18 protein-coding genes are annotated in these 19,309 nt (G+C 64.9%); 11 read left to right on the forward strand and 7 right to left on the reverse strand.

Annotated features, from left to right (window positions below; all coding sequences use genetic code 11):
• Positions 1–8: 8 nt before the first annotated feature.
• Positions 9–1,466: an aldehyde dehydrogenase family protein gene (locus tag RMO89_RS00395; protein WP_310530535.1), complete on the reverse strand. Its 1,458-nt coding sequence runs from the start codon at positions 1,464–1,466 to the stop codon at positions 9–11.
• Positions 1,467–1,755: 289 nt separating this feature from the next.
• On the opposite strand from RMO89_RS00395, the gene RMO89_RS00400 reads away from it, so the two are divergent.
• Entirely contained in the window at positions 1,756–4,293 is a 2,538-nt protein-coding gene (locus tag RMO89_RS00400; protein ID WP_310530537.1) for a TonB-dependent receptor domain-containing protein, read from the forward strand.
• Between the two features lie 87 nt (positions 4,294–4,380).
• Here RMO89_RS00400 and RMO89_RS00405 read toward each other — a convergent pair whose 3' ends face one another.
• The gene (locus RMO89_RS00405; RefSeq protein ID WP_310530538.1) at positions 4,381–5,403 is read right to left on the reverse strand and encodes a phosphotransferase; all 1,023 of its coding nucleotides are present in this window, start codon (positions 5,401–5,403) and stop codon (positions 4,381–4,383) included.
• 147 nt (positions 5,404–5,550) lie between these two features.
• Between RMO89_RS00405 and RMO89_RS00410 the strand changes: the two genes are divergently transcribed.
• The 4 genes from RMO89_RS00410 (at position 5,551) to RMO89_RS00425 (ending at position 9,624) form a co-directional block, all read left to right on the forward strand.
• Complete coding sequence (locus RMO89_RS00410) at positions 5,551–6,765, forward strand: CoA transferase (protein ID WP_310530540.1); 1,215 nt, start codon at positions 5,551–5,553, stop codon at positions 6,763–6,765.
• Positions 6,762–7,166 (forward strand): zinc ribbon domain-containing protein, encoded by a 405-nt coding sequence (locus RMO89_RS00415; protein ID WP_310530541.1) that lies wholly within the window; start codon positions 6,762–6,764, stop codon positions 7,164–7,166. Before RMO89_RS00410 ends, RMO89_RS00415 begins: the two co-directional genes overlap by 4 nt.
• Positions 7,163–8,347 carry a thiolase family protein gene (locus RMO89_RS00420; protein WP_310530542.1) on the forward strand — a complete coding sequence of 395 codons (1,185 nt, stop codon included), beginning with the start codon at positions 7,163–7,165 and terminating at the stop codon, positions 8,345–8,347. Before RMO89_RS00415 ends, RMO89_RS00420 begins: the two co-directional genes overlap by 4 nt.
• A gap of 74 nt (positions 8,348–8,421) precedes the next feature.
• Entirely contained in the window at positions 8,422–9,624 is a 1,203-nt protein-coding gene (locus tag RMO89_RS00425; RefSeq protein WP_310530543.1) for an amidohydrolase family protein, read from the forward strand.
• A 200-nt stretch (positions 9,625–9,824) separates the two neighbouring features.
• On the opposite strand, the gene RMO89_RS00430 is transcribed toward RMO89_RS00425, so the two are convergent.
• Positions 9,825–10,865: a phosphotransferase family protein gene (locus RMO89_RS00430; protein ID WP_310530544.1), complete on the reverse strand. Its 1,041-nt coding sequence runs from the start codon at positions 10,863–10,865 to the stop codon at positions 9,825–9,827.
• An 82-nt stretch (positions 10,866–10,947) separates the two neighbouring features.
• Positions 10,948–11,772 carry a helix-turn-helix domain-containing protein gene (locus tag RMO89_RS00435; RefSeq protein WP_310530545.1) on the reverse strand — a complete coding sequence of 275 codons (825 nt, stop codon included), beginning with the start codon at positions 11,770–11,772 and terminating at the stop codon, positions 10,948–10,950.
• A gap of 142 nt (positions 11,773–11,914) precedes the next feature.
• On the opposite strand from RMO89_RS00435, the gene RMO89_RS00440 reads away from it, so the two are divergent.
• Together RMO89_RS00440 and RMO89_RS00445 are read left to right on the forward strand one after the other, a co-directional pair.
• Positions 11,915–12,709 (forward strand): glucose 1-dehydrogenase, encoded by a 795-nt coding sequence (locus RMO89_RS00440; RefSeq protein ID WP_310530546.1) that lies wholly within the window; start codon positions 11,915–11,917, stop codon positions 12,707–12,709.
• A 41-nt stretch (positions 12,710–12,750) separates the two neighbouring features.
• Positions 12,751–13,284 (forward strand): molybdenum cofactor guanylyltransferase, encoded by a 534-nt coding sequence (locus tag RMO89_RS00445; RefSeq protein ID WP_310530547.1) that lies wholly within the window; start codon positions 12,751–12,753, stop codon positions 13,282–13,284.
• Here the strand turns inward: RMO89_RS00445 and RMO89_RS00450 are convergent.
• Positions 13,265–14,674, reverse strand: a complete 1,410-nt coding sequence (locus tag RMO89_RS00450; protein ID WP_310530548.1) for a M20/M25/M40 family metallo-hydrolase — start codon at positions 14,672–14,674, stop codon at positions 13,265–13,267. The genes RMO89_RS00445 and RMO89_RS00450 overlap by 20 nt on opposite strands.
• A 127-nt stretch (positions 14,675–14,801) precedes the next feature.
• On the opposite strand from RMO89_RS00450, the gene RMO89_RS00455 reads away from it, so the two are divergent.
• The 4 genes from RMO89_RS00455 to RMO89_RS00470 all read left to right on the forward strand — a co-directional run bounded on the left by RMO89_RS00455 (position 14,802) and on the right by RMO89_RS00470 (position 17,774).
• Positions 14,802–15,380, forward strand: coding sequence for a helix-turn-helix domain-containing protein (locus tag RMO89_RS00455; protein WP_310530549.1), 579 nt, complete (start codon positions 14,802–14,804; stop codon positions 15,378–15,380).
• 65 nt (positions 15,381–15,445) lie between these two features.
• The gene (locus RMO89_RS00460; RefSeq protein WP_310530551.1) at positions 15,446–16,486 is read left to right on the forward strand and encodes a sugar phosphate nucleotidyltransferase; all 1,041 of its coding nucleotides are present in this window, start codon (positions 15,446–15,448) and stop codon (positions 16,484–16,486) included.
• Entirely contained in the window at positions 16,483–17,274 is a 792-nt protein-coding gene (locus RMO89_RS00465; protein ID WP_310530552.1) for a class I mannose-6-phosphate isomerase, read from the forward strand. The genes RMO89_RS00460 and RMO89_RS00465 overlap by 4 nt, the downstream gene beginning before the upstream one ends.
• 71 nt (positions 17,275–17,345) lie before the next feature.
• A complete protein-coding gene (locus RMO89_RS00470) occupies positions 17,346–17,774 on the forward strand; it encodes a DUF2721 domain-containing protein (protein ID WP_310530553.1) in 429 nt (142 codons plus the stop codon).
• 10 nt (positions 17,775–17,784) lie between these two features.
• On the opposite strand, the gene RMO89_RS00475 is transcribed toward RMO89_RS00470, so the two are convergent.
• On the reverse strand, positions 17,785–18,336 hold the full coding sequence (locus tag RMO89_RS00475; protein ID WP_310530554.1) for a lipocalin family protein: 552 nt from the start codon (positions 18,334–18,336) through the stop codon (positions 17,785–17,787).
• Positions 18,337–18,387: 51 nt separating this feature from the next.
• The gene (locus RMO89_RS00480; protein WP_310530555.1) at positions 18,388–19,299 is read right to left on the reverse strand and encodes an SDR family NAD(P)-dependent oxidoreductase; all 912 of its coding nucleotides are present in this window, start codon (positions 19,297–19,299) and stop codon (positions 18,388–18,390) included.
• Positions 19,300–19,309 lie beyond the last annotated feature (10 nt).

Below are 19,309 nucleotides of genomic sequence, written 5' to 3' on the forward strand. Positions count from 1 at the left end.
TGCTACCTTCAGCTGAAATTGAGGACGCTGACCTGCTGGAAGGCGCGAATGCCCTCCGGCCCGCGCTCACGTCCCTGTCCGGACAGCTTGATGCCGCCCATCGATGCCCAGGCGCTGGTGACGCCGTTGTTGACGTTGATCGAGCCCGACCGCATCGCTTCACCCACCCGGACCGCCACGCGCTTGTCAGCGCCGTGGACCCAGCCGGAAAGGCCGAACTTCGAATCGTTGGCCATGGCGATGGCATGGTCGAGATCGCGGTAGCCGATCACCGAGACGACCGGACCGAAGACCTCTTCCTGCGCGGCGGGATTGGCGTTGTCGGGCAGGTCGAGCAGCGTCGGCTCGAAGTAGTGGCCGCCGGGAATGTCGGTCCAGCGCTTGCCGCCGTGAACCACCGTGGCCCCCGCCGCCACGGCATCGGCGACGATGCGTTCGCAGCGGGCGACGGCGGTTTCGTTGATCACCGGGCCGGTCTCGGTCGCCGGATCATTCGCCGGGCCGATGCGGATTGCCGCCAGCAGGCTTTTTGCCTTGGCGAGGACCTCGGCCTTGCTCTCCTCCGGCACGAAAATGCGGGTGCCGAGCGCGCAGCCTTGGCCGGCATGGCTGACGCAGATCACGCGGGCGTGCATCGGGGCCTTGTCGGTCGAATCAGGCAGGAAAATCTGCGCCGACTTGCCGCCGAGTTCGAGCACCAGCGGCTTGAGCGTTGGCGCGGCCTGCTGGGCGATGGCAATGCCGACGCCGACCGAGCCGGTGAACGAGACCATATCGACGCGGGGATCGCTGGACATCAGTTGCCCGCCTTCCAGCCCGCCCTCGATCACCACATTGAGCACGCCCGGCGGCAGGCCCGCGGTTTCCGCAGCCTCAGCGAAGATCATCGCCGAGATCGGCGTCAGCGGGTTGGGTCGCAGCACCACGGTGTTGCCGGTGACCAGCGCCGGGATCACCTTCCACAGCGCGGTGAACAGCGGCACGTTGTAGGCGGCGATGGCCGAGACAACCCCGTGCGGCAGATAGCGCCGGATCGATTGCATGGGCATTCCCGCCATGCCCAGCCGCTCGTGCATCGGCAGCGGGTTGTCCTCGATCTCGGGCATGCTCATGTAGACGTCGGGGATCTCGGCGGCATGGCGCAATGGCGTCTGCACCTGCGCAAACATGACCGAGGAGGACAGCGGGCAACCGGCCTCGAGCACGGCCAGCTCCTTTAGGCGGCCAGCGTGAGTGGCGAGCGCCTCGGCATAGCGGCGCATAATCGCGGTCCGCTCGGCGCGGGCCATGCCGCTCCAGTCGCCCTTGTCGAAAGCGCGGCGTGCGGCGGCGACGGCTTGTCCGGTCTGATCGGGGGAGAGGCCGGCAATCGTCGCCACAGTGCTGCCGTCCGACGGGTTCTCGACGACAAAGGCCGCGCCCTCGCCCTTGACGAATTGCCCGTCGATATAGCCGGCGTAGTCCATGCGTGCTCCCAAATTATTCGCAGTTGCGAAAAATAATTCGCATTTTCTCATTTTGTCAGAGCGTCGTCAATCGGCTTTGCAGTTTCGCGTGAAACTGGATCGAAGCTCTGTGTAGTCATGGCCGATTGCTCCCCCATGCAAGCTGGCGAGCGCAAAGACGCTTGACGCAGGGCTTAAGCAATGTTGTTATGATCCATCGTATTTCATAACTACGAATTTAATTGGGCCGTCAGAGCCCGTGAGGACCGACTTAAGGCAGATGCCGGCGTCACAAACTTGGGAGAAGACCATGAAGGCGATTTACAGGACAACTGGATCCATTTTTGCCGCCGTGCTCGCGCTTGGCATGAACAGTGCCGCGCTGGCGCAGGATGCCGGCGATGACGAATCGGCAAATTCACCTGTCGATATCGTCGTGACCGCCCGCCGCGTTGAGGAACGCCTGCAGGACGTTCCCATCTCGATCACGGTGTTCAACCAGGAACAGCTGAGCCAGCGCAACGTCGCCGTTGCCTCGGATCTCGCGGCCTACACGCCGTCACTTTCAACCAACACCCGTTTTGGCCCGGAAAAAGCCACCTTCGCTATTCGCGGCTTCAACCAGGACGCATCCACCGCGCCGACCGTCGGCGTCTATTTCGCCGATGTCGTCGGCACCCGCGCACAGGGCGGCACGGCTGGCGGCAACACGGTTGGCGCCGGTTCGTTTACCGACCTGCAGAACGTGCAGGTGCTTAAGGGCCCGCAAGGCACGCTGTTCGGCCGCAACACCACCGGCGGCGCGATCCTGCTGGTGCCCAAGCGGCCAACCAGCGAATTCGGCGGCTATCTTGAAGGGACTTACGGCAATTTCGACCAGAAGCGCTTGCAAGGCGCGCTCAACATTCCGCTGGCCGAAACCTTCAAGGTGCGCCTGTCGTTCGACCGCAACGAACGCGATGGCTATATGCGCAATCGTTCGGGGATCGGCCCGGCGGACTATAACGACGTCAATTACTTCTACGGGCGCCTGTCGATCCTGGGCGAGCTGACGCCGACCCTCGAAAACACGATCATCGCGACTTACAGCCGGTCAGACACCAACGGCTATGCCTCGCACTATGAAACCTGCGACCCCAATGCCGCCTCGCCGCTCGTCGGCGGCAGCCTGACACGGTACTACACCTCGATTGCCGCCTGCGACCAGATCGCCCGGCAGAAGGCGCGCGGCGATGGCCCGCTCGATGTCGAAGTCTCGGCACAGAACCCGCGCATCTTGCTGAACTTGTGGCAGGTGATCAACACCACCAAATGGGAAGCCAGCGACACGCTCACTGTCAAGAACACTCTCAGCTATGGCGAATACCGCGAGCAGAGCGCATTCGAACTCTACAGCGACAACTTCTTCGTGCCGAACAATTCGACGACCCAGTTCTTTGCCGGGCGCGGCGGGCCGCTGCCGGGGTCGCGCTTCCAGTACATCCAACTGGGCACCCAGCCGGGTTACGACGCGGCATCGGGCAGCACCTGGACCGAGGAACTGCAGCTGCAAGGCCGCACTTCGGATGACCGGCTGAGCTATGTCGTCGGCGGCTACCTCGAGTTCAGCCGACCACTGGGCTGGAACCAGCAGCGCACGGGCATCTATGGCCAGTGCACCGATCCGGGCACGCTGAATTGCACCGGCGCGCTGCCGCTGGTGCCGCTGTCTGCCAGCTTCACCGCGCCGGGCGTGATCATCTCGGAATCGCGCACCCGGTTCAATTTCAACAACCACGGCGTTTTCGCGCAGGCGACCTACAAGTTCACCGACCAGCTCTCGCTGACCGGCGGCTTCCGCTACACCTTCGACACGATCGACGGCTATTCGGAATCGAACCGCTTCATCCTGGCGACGATCCCCGGCGTGGGGACGATCCCTGCGCAGCGGGTGTGTAACGACGTTCTGAACCACCCCACGGTCAACCTGCTGGCGACGCCCGACACTTCGCTGTGCGGCACGCGGATCGTCACCAAGTCCAGCAAGCCGACCTGGTTGCTGGGTGTTGATTTCAAGCCGAGCGACGATATCCTCGTTTATGCCAAGTGGTCGCGCGGATATCGTCAGGGTACGGTGAACTTCACCAACCCGGGCATTGAAACGGCGGGTCCGGAAAAGGTCGATACCTATGAAGTGGGCGGCAAGTTCACCTTTGGCGGATCGGTGCCGGGCTATTTCAACTTTGCCGCGTTCTACAACAATTTCACCGACCAGCAGATCTTCGGCGCGCTGATCGCCAAGCCCAATTCGGGCCTCTCCGGCGGTGCGGCGATCATCAATGCCGGGCGGTCCGTGATCAAGGGCATCGAAGTGGATTCTGGAGTCAATCTGGGCCGGATACTGCGGCTCTCGGTGGGCTATTCCTACCTTGATACCGAGATCAAGGAGCTGATCACGCCAACCCTGGCGGCGAACAGTCCTTTCCAGCAGATCATCCCGCGCGGACAAGTGGGCGGCGACCTGTCCTACTCACCGCATCACCGCCTGACGGCATCGGCTGACCTGACGATCCCGACGCCCGAGGAACTGGGCAAGATCACGCTGGGCGCGATCTTCACCCATACCTCGTCGCAGCTGGTGGACGGTAATGCCAGCATCCCATCGACCAACCTGCTCAACCTCAATGCGACATGGGCGAATATCGGCGGCACCGGGGTGGATGTGATCGGCTTTGCCACCAACGTTACGAACCAGCTTTACCGGACCTCTGCCGGCGGCGGCTTCGAATCGTCGGGCATCAGTGACTTCATGTACGGCCCGCCGCGGATGTACGGCGTGCGCCTGCGTTTTGCCTTCGGCGGCGGTTGACGCGACGGTCTAGCGGCGGTCGGCTCCTCCCAAGGCGTGACCGTTAGCTGCGGGGGGCAGGAGCAATCCTGTCCCCCGTTCGCGTTTCTAAACGCCCAGCAGTCTGAAGCTGTCCAGCCGTTCGACCCCGGCACCAAGCCGCGCGGTGAAGGCATGGATGATCGGCGGATCGACCCGGCGGGTGATCGCCCAGAGGTAGAAGCCATAGACCATCGCCTCGCGGTATTCGCGCCAGGCGGTGTCATCGTCCGGCATGGGGCAGCCGAGTGCGTGCATGTGGCCAAGGTAATGGCCGAGCAGGCGGCGCTCTTCGGCGGCGGCGACCTCGACCGGCAAGGTTGCGGCAATGTGATAGGCCACATCGAGCGCCCAGCCGCCGGCCTGCAGCAATTGCCAGTCGATCAGGCCGGGGCCTTCCGAGGTGCGGAAGATGTTGCCGGCATGGGCATCGCCGTGGACGAGGAACTGCGCCCGGCCGGCATCGCGCGCGGCGAGCGGGGCCAGCGCGGCGAGCAGGCGCGCGGCGTCTTTCGTGCGCGGGGCGAGCGGCACCCCGCGCGGATCGTCGAGCAGTTCCTGAAGTTGCTCAATGCTCAGGTGCGGGCGCGCGGCAAATTCGTCGATCCGGCGGGTGATCCACGGCTCGCTCGCCAGCAGCCCGCGCCCGGCGTGGAGCGCGGCCAATTGCTCGAGGCTGGTGGCTGTATCGTCGGCTGTGAAAGGTTCGAGCGCGGAGCAGAACGCTGCGCCCTCGGCGATCAGGTCGCGCATGATGACGATGGCCTGCCGTGCATCCCGGTCGATCACGCTGGTGTGCAGGCTGGGCACGCGCACTGCGACGTGGGCTGCGACCTTCCCGTAGAAGTCGGCCTCGCGCACCATGGTCGGGCCGCCCATGCGGGTCATCTCGTCGCCGTCGAGCAAGCCTTTGAGGCATAGCGTCAGCGGCGGTGAACCGTCTGCCGGGTGCGCCACGAACCGCGCCTTGGTGGCGACCGTGCGGATCACCTCTACCGTGTTGACGCGGGCGATCGCCGCGCCCAGCGCGCCCGACAGCCACTCGGGTGAAAGCGCATCGGCAAGCTTTTCAGGGACCTTGGCACTCAGCATTTCGGTGACTCTCCGGGGTCGGTCAGCTAGGGTGAGGCCAGCCAACAATTCGCTATTTCGAACTTTCTATCGCATATTCGAAAACGATTGACCCGAAGTCAAGCCGGGTTAGGCTGTGAAAAACGTGAACACCGTGGGAGAACAGGCATGGGCAGGCCGCTCGAAGGAATCAAGGTGGTCGAGGCTTCGATGTGGGCCTTCGTGCCAGTCGCTGGTGCGATGCTCAGTGACATGGGCGCCGAGGTTATCAAGGTTGAACCGATCAGCGGCGATCCGATCCGTGGCCTGCGCTCGGTCCCCGGCGCGACCGGCGCGGAGAAGATGGAACTGTCGTGGGAGTGCTACAACCGCGGCAAGAAATCGATCACGCTCGATCTGAAATCGGCGGAAGGGCAAGCGGTGCTGATGCGCCTGCTCGAGGATGCCGACGTTTTCCTGACAAACTTCCTGCCGCGCGCGCGCCTCGCGATGAACATCGACGAAAAGTCGCTGCGCGCCCGCTTCCCCAAGCTGATCTACGCTTTCGGCAGCGCGGTCGGTCATCGCGGACCTGAGGGCGACAAGGGCGGTTATGACGCAATCTCCTATTGGGCGCGCGGCGGCATTGCCTCGGCGCTGACCGAGCCTGATGCGGACTATCCGGTCAGCCCGGCCGGCCCGGCGCATGGCGATACACTCTCCGGATCGATGCTGGCGGGCGGCATCTGCGCCGCGATCGCCAAGCGCGCGATGACCGGCGAGGCTTCGACGGTCGAGGTCTCGCTGCTCAATGCCGCCATGTGGTCGATGCAGCGCGGCATTGCCCAGACCATGATGGACGGCACCGACAACTTCCCGCGCCCGCCGCGTAACCGGCCCAACAACGTGCTCTCCTACAATTACCGGACGAGCGACGGCCGCTTCCTGTCGCTGTGCATGCTGCAGCAGGACAAGTACTGGGCGAAGCTGATGCATCTGGTGGGACGGAGCGAACTTGCCGACGATCCGCGCTATGCCGATGCCAAGGCACGCGGGCAGAATATCGAATCCTGCCTCAATGAAGTCACCGCGATCTTTGCCGCAAAAACGCTCGCCGAATGGCGCGAGATCCTGAGGCAGCAGGACGGCCAGTGGGACGTGGTCCAGCACATCGGCGAGCTGCATCAGGACGTGCAGGTGCAGGCCAACGACTACCTCCAGACCGTGCGGACCACGGTCGGCATTGATATCCCCATCGTCTCGGTGCCGATGCAGTTTGACGGGCAGGCGCTGCCGGCAGGCCAGTCGCCTGACGTTGGCGCGCACAGTGACGAAGTGCTTGCCGCCGCCGGGCTCAGCGAGGATGAGATCATCGACCTCAAGGTGAAAGGCGTGGTTTTTTGAGCGCGCGAAAACTTCCGCTGCTGGAACCGCTGACCGAGGCCTTCTGGACCGGCGGGGCGCAGGGCGAACTGCGTATCCAGCGCTGCAATGCCTGCGGCCATTGGCAGCACCCACCACTGGTTCGCTGTCCGAAGTGTCATTCGGCGAACCTTGAAGCTCGCGCTGTTTCCGGGCGCGGCATGGTCAAGACCTGGAGCGTCAACGCCCAGCCGTGGCAGCGCGGCGTCGATCCCACCTTCATCTTCGCTGCCATTGAACTGGCCGAACAACCCGAACTCTACGTCCTCAGCAACGTCCTTTGCGCGCCAGATGACGTACGTTCGGGCATGCCGGTGCAAGTGACGTTCGAGCAGCAGGACGACGTCTGGTTCCCGCTCTTCGCTCCAGTGGCCGCCGCATGAGCGAGCTTCCCGAAAAGCTCTGCCGCATCACTGGCATCGGCCAGTCCGAAGTCGGCCGGCCATCGGCGAAGAGCCCGATCGAACTGACGCTGGACGCCGCCCAGATGGCCATCGCCGACGCGGGCCTGCGGGTCGAGGACATCGACGGCATCGTCAATTACCCGCCCAAGACCGACCTTGGCGGCGGTATCTCGCCGGTGGGCGTGAACGAGGCGATGTTCGCGCTGGGCATCGATGCCAAGTGGATCGGCGTCGCCAACCACGAAGGCCCCGGCCACATGGGCGCGATCTTCGCCGCGATCATGGCCGTGGCGACGGGGCTGTGCCGCCACGTCCTCGTCTTCCGCACCGTCGCGCAGGCGCAGGCGCGGCTGCAATCGCGCGAGGCGACTTTACTTATGGGCACCAGCGCGCGCGTTTCGGGCAACAATGCCTGGACCGTGCCGTTCCACGCCGTATCGCCGACCAACCACTGGGCCCTGTTCGCCCGCGCCTATTTCGACAAGTACGGCGTCGGCGAGGAACAGCTCGGCTGGGTCTCGGTCAACGCCCGCGCCAATGCCGCGCACAATCCCAATGCGATCTATCGCGATCCGCTGACCATCGAGAATTACCTCGCCAGCCGCATGATCTCCTCGCCGCTGCGGCTCTATGACTGCGATACCCACATCGACGGTTCGACCGCGCTGGTTATCTCGCACCGCGACGCGGCGAAAGACTGCGCCAACTCGCCGATCCATATCGAGGCGATGGGCATGTCGCTGGGCGGGCTGGGGCAGGGCATCCATGTCGGCGATTTCACCACGCTGCCGGCGACCAAGGCTGGCGCGATGCTGTGGCAGCGCACCGATCTGAAGCCCAAGGACCTGTCCTGCGCGCAGATCTATGACGGTTTCTCGATCCACGTCTGGCTGTGGGGCGAGGCGCTCGGGCTGTGGCAACCGGGCGAGGCAGCGCACTTCTTCGAAGGCGGCACGCGCACCGGTATTGGCGGAGAATTGCCGGTCAATACCGGCGGCGGCCAGCTCTCGGGCGGCCGCTTCCACGGCTATGGCCACACCTATGAGGCCTGCCTGCAATTGTGGGGCCGGGGCGGCGGACGGCAGGTGCAGGACGCCAAGGTCAGTGCCGTGTGCAACGGCGGTTATGGCTATGGCGCGCTGCTGCTGCGGGCTGATTGACTTAGGCCCCCGTTTGCGAGATAATTCCGGATATCGATTATTAATTCACAATAGCGAATAAACGGAGAGGCAATATGGCAGACCTCGATACGCTCGACCGCCCACTGGTTGACGTCGAAAGCTGGACGCTTGGCGAGATTGTCGATGCCGATGCCCATATCGATCCGCCCTATTCGATGTGGCGCGAATACCTGCCCGCGCACCTCAAGGATCGTGGGCCGCAGATCGAGGAAGGCGACGACTGCGACTGGATCGTCTTCGAAGGCAACCGCCGCCCGCTGCAGATGATCAACAACCAGGCCGGGCGCGAGGGCAAGAACTTCAAGATGCGCGGCAAGCTCTCCGACATGCGCCAGTCGTGGGACGCCAATTTCCGCCTGTCCGACATGGACCTCGATCACATGGCGCAGGCGGTCTTGTTCGGCGGCGGCCCGCTCGGCACGCTTGACAACGAGCTCTACATGGCCAGCTACGAGGCTTACCAGAACTGGGTGTGGGACTGGTGCGGCGCGGACCGGAATCGTCTGGTCCCGGTCGGCTACGTGCCGATGCGCGACATCGACGAGACGCTGGGCCACATCCACCGCCTCGCCAAGATGGGCTTCAAGACGATCAACCTGCCGGCCTTCCCACAGAACGCCAAGGCATGGGAAACCACCTCCAACGTCGCCAATATGAAGGCGGGACAGGTCTCCGCGCTGACTGGCGATCCCAAGGGTGAGCTGCAATATTACCAGCCTGAATTCGACCGGCTGTGGGCAACGATCCAGGATCTCAACCTCACCGTCACCATGCACCTTGGCGGCCGCGTCCCGCGCTTTGGCGACAAGCTGCATTTCCTGCCCGACATGCCGATGAGCAAGCTCGCCATGGCCGAGCCGGTGTCGATGTTCATTTTCCACGGCATCTTCCAGCGCTTCCCCGGCCTGCGCCTCGGCATGATCGAAAGCGGTGTCGGCTGGATGGCGTGGTTCACCGAATACGTCACGCGGACCTGGGAAAAGCAGCGCTACTGGGTGGAAAGCCCGCTGACCGAAAGTCCGGCCTATTACATGGACAGGAACGTCTACGGATCGTTCATCCAGGACCGCACCGGCGTGCTGTGCCGCAATCTTCCCGGCGGGCGCAACATCATGTGGTCATCGGATTACCCGCATTCGGAAACGACCTTCCCGAATTCACGCAAGATCATCATGCGCGATTTTGATGGCGTCCCGGCGGAGGAGACAAAAGACATTATTTGTCACAAGGCGCGGAAGTTCTTCAATCTGGGGTGAGGTTTTGGTGAGGTCTCTGCCTCTTCAGCCAACCACGTCATCCTGAACTTGTTTCAGGATCCATTCCGCCTCACCTTCAGGTCGCGGGGCTGGAAAGCCAACTTCGTCGTTGCGTGGCTGATCCATTGTAAGGCGCGTTGTGCGCGATGGATCCTGAAACGATTTCAGGATGACGGATCAGGAGGGGGCAGGCTTCAGCCTCAATCCACCCCAAGCCGCTTCGCCAGCGATGCTTCCTCATAAGTGCTGGTCCCGCGCAGCTGATCCAGCCGCAGCCCGGTGCAGCTGGTTTTCACCCGCGTGAAGGCTTCGAACCACGGCAGGTGCGCGGCGCTTTTGCCGCTGACCTCTTCCCACAGGGCGATGGTTTCCTCGCGGGTGCCCATGCCTTCGAACCAAGAGCCGTCGGGACGGCGGTGCCAGTGTCCTGCCATCGTCACGAACCACGCCAGATCGTGCAGCGCGCCGCCAAGGCTGGGCTGCTCCCAGTCCATCACTGCGATCACGCGGCAGTCGTCGCCGAACATCATGTTGCCCAGCCGCGCGTCACCCCAGACGAGCCCGGCGGGGGCATCGGCGGGCATGGTCTCGGCCAGCTTGTCCATGCCGCGTTCCAGTATCCGGCAGAACGGTCGGCTGGCGGGCGTTTCATCGAGCCAGGCGATAAAGCGGCGGTACTTGTCCCACTCCTGCGCCAGTCCATCGCGGGCATGGTCCGGCCCGGCGAGGAAGCCAAAGTCTGCCGGATCGGCCAGCTGGATCGCGGCAAGCTGGCGCACGCCGTCTTCCCACAGCACGCGGCGTTGCGCAGGGCTGGCCTCTACCACCCAGCCGCTTTGCGAATAGGGCGGCACGCTGACCGGCACGCGGCCCACGGCCTTGCGCATGACGAAGAACGGGCGGCCCAGAATTGCCGGATCTTCCTCCAGCCACAGCGGTTCGGCGATCCGCACGCGGCTTGTCGCGTGGAGCGCCTTCATCACGTGGTACTGCGCCTCGAACAGGTCATCGGGAAACACGGTGAAGCCGCCGGGCTTGATCCGCACCACGCCTTCCAGCGCGCCACCGTACCATCGCGCGGAGAACAGGATCGTCTCGTGCGATTGCCCCGCGCCGCGCGGATAGGCGAGGTCGGACAGCGTTACCGCCGGCACCCCCAGCTTACCTGCGAGCCAACCCGAAAGCGCGCTGGCCAGCTCGTCCAGATCGCGCATTTCAGGGGCGACGATGATGTCGGACACGGCTGCTCTCCCGGAGTGAATTCGTAAATGCGAATTGTTGTTCGCAGTTTAGACGAATCCGGGAGGCATCGCAAGCGCCCGATCAGGCGAGGAACGCCCCGATCCGGTGGCAGGCGGCCTTGAGGTCCTCGGCTGCTGCCGAGACTTGCGCGCCGGTCAGGGGGCCGGTGAAGCCCATCAGCGAGATGACGAATTCGATGCGGCCATGGCCGTTGAACACCGGCGCGATCACGGCACTGACGGCATAGGTCTCTGTGGGCGAAATCGCGCTCAGGATCGTCACGGGCCGGTCGGCCTCGCTGCCAAAGGCCTCAAGGCTGTCGGGCTGGCGACCGGCATCGTCGGTCCGCATCATCACGGCAAAGCCGTTGTCGCGCACGAACTGCATCGCGGCTTCGATCTGCTCGCGCTGGCCTGCGCTGACGGGCGGTTGCGCCCGGTCAAGCCGTTCGCGTGCCTCTTCGGGCTGCCACGAGAAGAACGTCGGCAGCGAGCGCGGCATCAGCTTGATCCGCGTGCCCAGCGGCAGCGAATAGCCGACATGGCTGATCGATGCCGCGCGCTCGCGGCTGACGATGGTATCGCCCTCAAGGAAGAAGGCCGAACAGACGACATCGAATTCATCCGCCAGCGCGCGCATTTCCGGCTGGGCAACCTGCAGCGGCGACATGTTCTGCGCCGCCGCGCGGCCAACGCGGGCGAGCGCGGGGCCGAGGACATAGGTCTTGTCGCCGGTGCGGTAGAGGTAGCCGACCTCGACCAGTCCGGTCAGCAGGGCATGGGCCGTGGCACGGCTGAGCTTCAATGCGCGCACCAGATCGGTCAGCGCGAAGGACTGGGTCGGATGGTCGGCAAGGAAATCCAGGATCGCCGCGATGCGTTTCACGCCGGGAGAAGTGCGGGTCATCGCGGGCCTTTTCGCTATTGTGAACGCGATTGCTAGGCGGCGCGCCAGCGCCCGTCAAGCGGACGGCTTGACCCTGCGCCGACTTGTCCATAGCATCATTTCGCGAAAACATATTCACAATATCGAATAATGGGAGAGAGCCATGAGCGGCCTGCTGCAAGGGAAAAGCGTGATCATCACCGGCGCGGGATCGGGCGTCGGGCGCGCCGCCTGCCTGCTCTTCGCTCGCCACGGGGCCAAGGTGCTGGCGCTTGATATCGGGCTTGAAGCGGTGGAGGAAACCGCCGCCATGGTGACCGGCGAGGGCGGCACGGCATTGGCGCGCGAATGCGACGTTGGCGATGCCGGCGCGGTCGATGCCGCCGTCGCCGCTTTGGTCGAGGCCTTCGGGCGGCTCGACGTGATCTACAACAACGCCGGCATCACGCTGCAACCGCGTCCGGGCTATGCCGGGGTGCGCAAGCTGGTCGACACCGATGATGACGAGATCGAGCGGATCTACCGCGTCAATGTCACCGGCGTGATCAATGGCTGCAAGGCGGCGGTGCGGCAGTTCGAGCGCCAAGGAGGCGGCGGCGTGATCGTCAATACCGCCTCGGTCGCCGGTCTGATCGGCTGGGGCGGCAGCGCCTATGGCTCTTCAAAGGGCGCGGTGACCCTGCTGACCAAGACGCTCGCGCTCGAGCTCGCCGACCAGAACATCCGGGTCAATTCGGTTTGCCCGGCGGGCATGGCGACGAACTTCATCCCCGGCCTGCAGACCAGCGATGCGGCCAAGGCGAGCATGGCGGCCACCCACCCGCTGGGCCGCCCGATCGACCCGATGGACTGCGCCAATGCGGCGTTGTTCCTCGCCTGCGATCTGTCGAGCAACATCACCGGCGTGAACCTGCCGGTCGATGGCGGCCTCTCCGCCGGGGTGCCGCCGCGCCGGTAAGTGGCTTGCGCGCGGCGTACCGGGGGCACTAGGCTGCGGCCATGGCACGAATCCCCATCCTCGGTGTCGTCCTGGCGGGCGGCCAGTCGAGCCGCTTCGGCAGCGACAAGGCGCTGGCCGAAATCGGCGGACGCAGCCTGATCGCGCTCGCGGTCGAGCAGCTTTCCGGTTGGTCCGACCATGTCGTTATTGTGGGTCGTTCATTCGGCCCCGCGCCGTGCCTGCCCGATTGGCCGCTGCCGAACATGGGCCCGCTTGGCGGTCTGGCCGCCGCGCTGCGTTACGCGGTCGATGAAGGCTATGGCGAAGTGATCAGCTGCGGGGTCGATTCCCCCGGCCTGCCCGATGACTTGCCCGACCTGCTGTGCCCAACCCCTGCCTGCGTGGATCAGCAACCGGTGATCGGCCGCTGGCCCGCCGCCGAGGGCGCGCGCGCGATCGAGGCGATCCTGCGCGGCGATGGTCGGCATTCGATGTTCGCCTTTGCCGAAAGCCTTGGCGCGCGGCGCGTCACGCTCCCGGCGCCGCCGGCGAACATCAATAGTCCGGACGATCTTACTTCGACAGGTCGGTGAACAGGCTGAGATAATACCGCAGCCCCGGCGCAATGTTGGCCAGCGGCACCCGTTCGTTCAGCCCATGCGCGAAGCTGTCCGAATCCTTGATGAAGGTCGGGCTCGCGCCATAGCTCGGCACGCCCAGCGCGCGATAATACATCGAATCGGACGCCCCCGATGCCTGGGTCGGGATGATCGGCACGCCGGGATAGCTGGCGCGGATCGCCTTGGTCATGGCGGCCAGCACGTCGGCGCGCATGGGGCTGGCGGGCGAGGCGATCGATTCATCGCCCGTGGCATCCTTCACGCTGGCCTGCGGCACGGCGGCGACCTTTTCGAGCAGGGCACGAATTTCCTCGCGGCTGTGGCCCGGGAAGATGCGGCAGTTGATGTTGGCCGTGGCGCGCTGCGGTAGGGCGTTGCGCGCGTGGCCGGCATTGACCTGCGTCGGCACGCAGGTCGTGCCGGTCTTCCCGACATAGGTCGGACTGGCACGCAGGACAGCAACAGCGGCGCTGTCGCCCGGATTGGCGGCGAAGGCGCGCATGGCAGCGGCGAGCTTGGGGTCCGATTCAAACTCGGCAGCATTGGCGAAATAGGCCTTGGTCAGCGGGTTCTGTTCGACTGCAAACTGGTACTCGCCGATGTTCTTCAGCGCACTGGCCAGCTGGACGATGGCGTTTTCCGGGCGCGGGGCAGAGCTGTGCCCGCCTGCATTGGTCACCTCGATCGTGTAGTCGTTATAAGTCTTTTCCGCCCCGTCCCATGACCAGTAAGCGGGCTTGCCGGTCTTCTCATCCAGCGCGCCGCCGCCACCGTCGATATTGATCACCAGTTCGGCATTCTTGAGCCGCTCGGCGATCCTGCGGCTGGTCACCATCGTGGTTTCCTCATCGCCCGAGAATTGCAGCACGATCGTGCGGCGCGGCTTGTATCCCTGCCGGCGCAGTTCGATCAGCGCCGACGTCGCGCTCGCCGCGTCGAGCTTCATGTCGCTCGCGCCGCGCCCGAAGAGGAAGCCGTCCTCGATGATCGGCGTGAAGGGATCGCGCTGCCAGTCCTTCGGATCGGCGGCGACAACGTCGAGGTGGCCGGAAATCACCAGCGGCTTCAGATTCGGATCGCTGCCCGGCCAGGTGGCGATGATATAGGCGGTGTCATTCACCGGCACGATATCGATATCGCTGCGCGCCCAGCCGCCGGCGACCAGCGCGTCGGCAATCGCCCGGTTCGCATCGGTGGTCTGGTTGCCCGGCCCGGCGACCGACTTGATCGCGACGAGCTGCTTCACCAGCGCCAACGCTTGCGCCTCGGCCGTTTCAAGCGAGGCAGCCGGCTTGGCGCTGGTGGCGATCGGAGTGGTAGCAAGCAGGCCGGCGGCAAGCGCGGCGGCGAACAATCTGGACATGAAGGGACCCGTGTTGCGAGAGATCGGCGCAGGTTAGGCGATATCCTTGCCATCGCAAGTCTGCCATGCCCTTGAGCCGCGCGGCGCAATCGCGCATGGTGGTCGCAGCCACATACGAAGGGGACTCATGGCCACTGCCGCCGCCCAGACAGGGAAGACACGCGATGCGCGCCAGTTGCGTAGCGATGCCGCCTTGCGCGCCGCGCTGATCGCGCTGATCGCCCGCCAGCCCTATGACAAGATCACGGTCCGCGACATCGTTGCCGAGGCGGGGGTGGGCTATGCCACGTTCTTCCGCCACTACCCGTCGAAAGACGCGATGCTTGATGCCATCGCCTGCGAGGAAATTGCCGAGATGATGGCGCGCACCGCGCCGCTGCTCGATCCCGCCGATACCCGCCGGACCTGCCTCGTGCTCGCCGAGCACGTCGGTGCGCGGCGCGAGGTCTGGTCGGCGCTGCTCACCGGGGGCGCAGCCACGCACCTGCGCGAACAGTTCGAGCGGCTGGCCGACGAGATGTCGATCGCGGCTTTTCCCAGCGAATGGCTGCCACGCGATCTGGGCATTCGCTTCGGCGTCAGCGCAACGATCGAGATCCTTGGCTGGTGGCTGCGCGAGCGGCCGGACCATCCGGTGGAAGAAGTGGCCGAACTGCTGGACCGGCTGACCATCGCGCCCACGGTCGGTGCGCTCAAACGCGGTTGAATCGTGCAACATTTTTCGCAGGCAGGCGTTGCCGAGTGGCCGCGCTTGATGGATAGCTTCAAACCATGACCAAGATTACCCCCGTCATCCTCTGCGGTGGCAGCGGAACCCGCCTGTGGCCGCGCAGCCGTGCGAGCTTTCCCAAGCCTTTCCTGCCGCTGGTCGGTGACCGGACCCTGTTCGAAGGCACCGTCGCCCGCGCTTCGGATCCTGATGCTTTCGCAGCCCCCATCGTGGTGACCGGCAGCGCCCACCTTGCCCATGTCGAAAGCCAACTGGCCGGGCATGACGGCGCACAGGTCATTGTCGAACCAGCGGCGCGCAACACCGCCGCCGCCATTGCCCTGGCTGCGCTGCGCCTGCCCGAAGACGCGGTGATGCTGGTCTGTCCGAGCGACCACCACATTGCCGATGATCAGGCCTTCGCCGCCGCCGCACAGGCTGCTGCGGCGCTGGCGGGTGATGATTGGCTGGTGTCCTTCGGGATCGAGGCGAAGGCGCCCGAAACCGGCTTCGGCTATCTCCAGCGCGGGGACTCTATCGGGGACAGTGGCGGCTATCAGGTTGCGCGCTTTGTCGAAAAGCCGGACATTGACCGTGCGCGCGAATTCCTCGCTTCAGGCGACTATGCGTGGAATGGCGGCATCTTCGCCTTCCGCACTGGCGCGTTTCTCAAGGAACTGGGCGAGCACCGCCCGGCGATCCTTGCCGCTGCGCGCGCTGCGGTTGAGGCCGGACGCGAAGAAGGCGCGCGGTTCCACCCCGATGCCGATGCCTTCGGCCAGATCGCGGGCGAAAGCGTTGACTATGCGGTGATGGAAAACACCCGCCGCGCGGCGATGGTCCCCGCCGACATGGGCTGGTCCGACATCGGCAACTGGCACGCGCTGCGCGATGCGCGCGACGGGGACGAAAACGGCAACCGGGTCCACGGCGATGCGGAACTGGTTGGCTGCCGTAACGTTCTGGTGGAAACCGATGGCCCCCGCGTCTCGGTGATCGGACTGGAGAACGTAATCGTGGTGGTGGACGGCAATGATGTGCTGGTGACGACAATCGACGGAGCGCAGCTCGTCGGCAAGCTGTCAGGCGCGGTCAACCAGTGAGCGGCCTGCTGCCCGTCCGCATGGTCGAACGGCCGTGGGGCCGGCGCGAATTGCCGGCGCCTTTCGTGGCTCCCGAAGGCCAGACCATCGGCGAAGTGTGGTTCGAACCGCAGCCCAGCCTGCCGCGGCTGCTGGTCAAATACATCTTCACTGGCGAGAAGCTGTCGGTGCAGGTCCATCCGTCGAACGCGCAGCTTCCCGGCCACGGCAAGGAAGAATGCTGGCTGGTAATCGCTGCCGAACCGCAGGCGCGGCTGGGGATTGGTTTTGACGCTCCGCTGACGGCAGAGGCGATGCGCGCCGCCGCGCTCGATGGGTCTATCGAACAACTGATGACCTGGCATCCCGCGCAGGCCGGGGATTTCTTCCACATTCCGCCGGGCACGGTCCACGCCATCGGGCCCGGGATCAGCCTGGTCGAAGTGCAGCAGAACTCGGACGTGACGTACCGGCTCTATGACTATGGCCGCCCGCGCGAACTGCATCTGGAGCAGGGCATGGCCGTGGCAAAGGGCGAGACCTATCCGGCCTCCTCGATGTTTCATGTTCCGGAAACCGGATCGGTGACGCTGGTCGATGGGCCGAACTTCCTGCTCGACCGGATCGAGGGCATGCCGGACGCCGAATTGGCCAGTCGCTATACCGGGCCGTTGCTGGTCATCCCGCGCGGGGGCGAGATCCGCGTCGGCGGGCAAGCGGTGGCGGTGGGCGAATGCTGCGAGGCGGCTTCGCTGGACGAACTGGCGCTCGGCGATGGCGCGCAGGCGTTGATTGCCCAACCTGCCTGAAAAGCCACTGGCCGAATATGGGCCTGCCTCAGCACTTGCGGCCACGGCGTTTTGACGGCTACCCATAGGCGATGATCGCCCAGACCATCCAGCTCGCGCTCGCGCCGGTTTTCGTGCTTGTCGCGATCGGCAATATCCTCAACATCCTGTCGACGCGGCTGGGCCGCATCGTTGACCGCGCGCGGCACCTGCAGGTGCGGCACGGGGTCACCGAAGGCGCGGAGCATGACATGGTGGTGCGCGAGATCCGCTTTGCTGACCAGCGGATCAAGCTGATTGGCAGCGCGATCCGCCTGCTCGTGATTTCGGGCCTCGCCATCGGCATGACCGTGGCGATCCTGTTCCTCGAGGAAATCGTCAAGACCCAGCTCGAGCGCGTGGCGGCGGGCTTCTTTATCGTCGCCATCGGACTGCTGATGTGGGCGCTGACGCTGTTCCTGCGCGAAACCCAGATCGCCGCCGCCGCGCTGAGGATTCCGCGCGATTACCTCGATCATTGAGGCTCGACCATCAGGGCTGTTTGGTAATCCGTAGCATCGACGTGTCATAACCCAGCGCGCGGGCGCGGGCGGTCAGTTCGTCGAGCCTTGCCTGTCCGGGGTTGGCGTCACGCGACAGCAGCCACAGGTAGCGGCCCGAAGGCTCGCCAACGATGGACCAGCTGTAATCCTCGGCATGGTCGAGCACCCAGTAATCGCCATAGAACGGGCCGAAGAAGCTGACCTTGAGCTTGGCCTTGGTGGCCTCGTCGACGATCTTGGCCTTGCCGGTGGCGCTGGTCTTCTTGCCGTCGGGCTTCACGCAGGAATTGAGCACCGCAATGCCGCCATCCTCGCGCAGGGAGTAATCTGCCGTGACGCTGTCGCAGTCCTTCTGGAAGCCCTGCTCGTACCGCGCCAGTTCGTACCAGCGGCCAAGGTAGCGAGTCAGATCGACCGACTTGGCCGGCTGCGGCGCGGCTGCATTGCCGACCGGGTGCTTGGGGCCAAGTGCGGCACAGCCGGCGAGCAGGGTTCCGGCGGCGACAAGCGCGGCGAATGCGTGGATGGGTTTGCGGTTCATCTCGGCAGGAACTCCCGGGGCAGCGAATTGCTCCCGGCCCATATGGGAACCCTATCCGCCGCGCGCCATAGCGAAGCTGTGCAGCAGGTGATCTAGGTGCCCCTGCGGTGCGGGAGCGAAATGGAGCGGGCTGGCCGTGTCGCGGATTGCGGGCAAATTGGCGGCGACATCCTCGACCGTCCACTCGGGCTGGTAGACCCCAGCGGATTCGGCCGTCCAGGCCCGCGCCATGCGTCCGGCGGCAGAGATCAGCATTTCGCCGGTCACTTCGCAGCTTTCGTGGCACAGGTAGGCGACGAGGGGAGCGACCATTTCGGGGGTCATCGGCGGGAACTGGCTGGTGTCGATCCCTTCGGACATGCGCGTGACGGCTGCAGGCAGGATGCAGTTGGCTTTCACATTGCTTGCAAAGCCCTCGATCGCGGCGGTGTTGGCCAGCCCGATCATGCCGCCCTTGGCCGCCGAATAGTTGGCGACGTTGCGGTTGGCGTAAACCGCGTTGACCGATGCGGTGTAGACGATGCGGCCATAGCCCTGTGCAAGCATCGCCGCGAAGGCAGGCCGGGTGACGTAGAATGCGCCGTTCAGGTGGACATCGATCACCGACTGCCAGTCCTCGGCGCTCATTTCGGCTAGCGGCGCCTTGCGGACGTTGCCGGCGGAATGGATCAGGATGTCGATGCGGCCCCAAGTATCAAGTGCGGTCTGGACGATGGCCGCACCGCCATCGGGCGTGGCGACGGAATCGGTATTGGAGATAGCTTCGCCCCCGGAAGCGCGGATTTCTGCGGCGAGCGCCTCGGCTGGACCTTCGCTCGTGGCATCGCCGGCCATCGACACGCCGGGATCGTTGACCACCACCTTGCACCCGCGCGATGCCAGCAGCTTGGCATGCGCAGCGCCCAGTCCGCGCCCGCCGCCGGTGATCACGGCAACACGGTCGTCAAAGCGCAGTTCAGTCATGGGTCTTGTC

Origin of the sequence: Novosphingobium sp., from assembly GCF_031424035.1 — a bacterium.
Taxonomy (GTDB): domain Bacteria; phylum Pseudomonadota; class Alphaproteobacteria; order Sphingomonadales; family Sphingomonadaceae; genus Novosphingobium.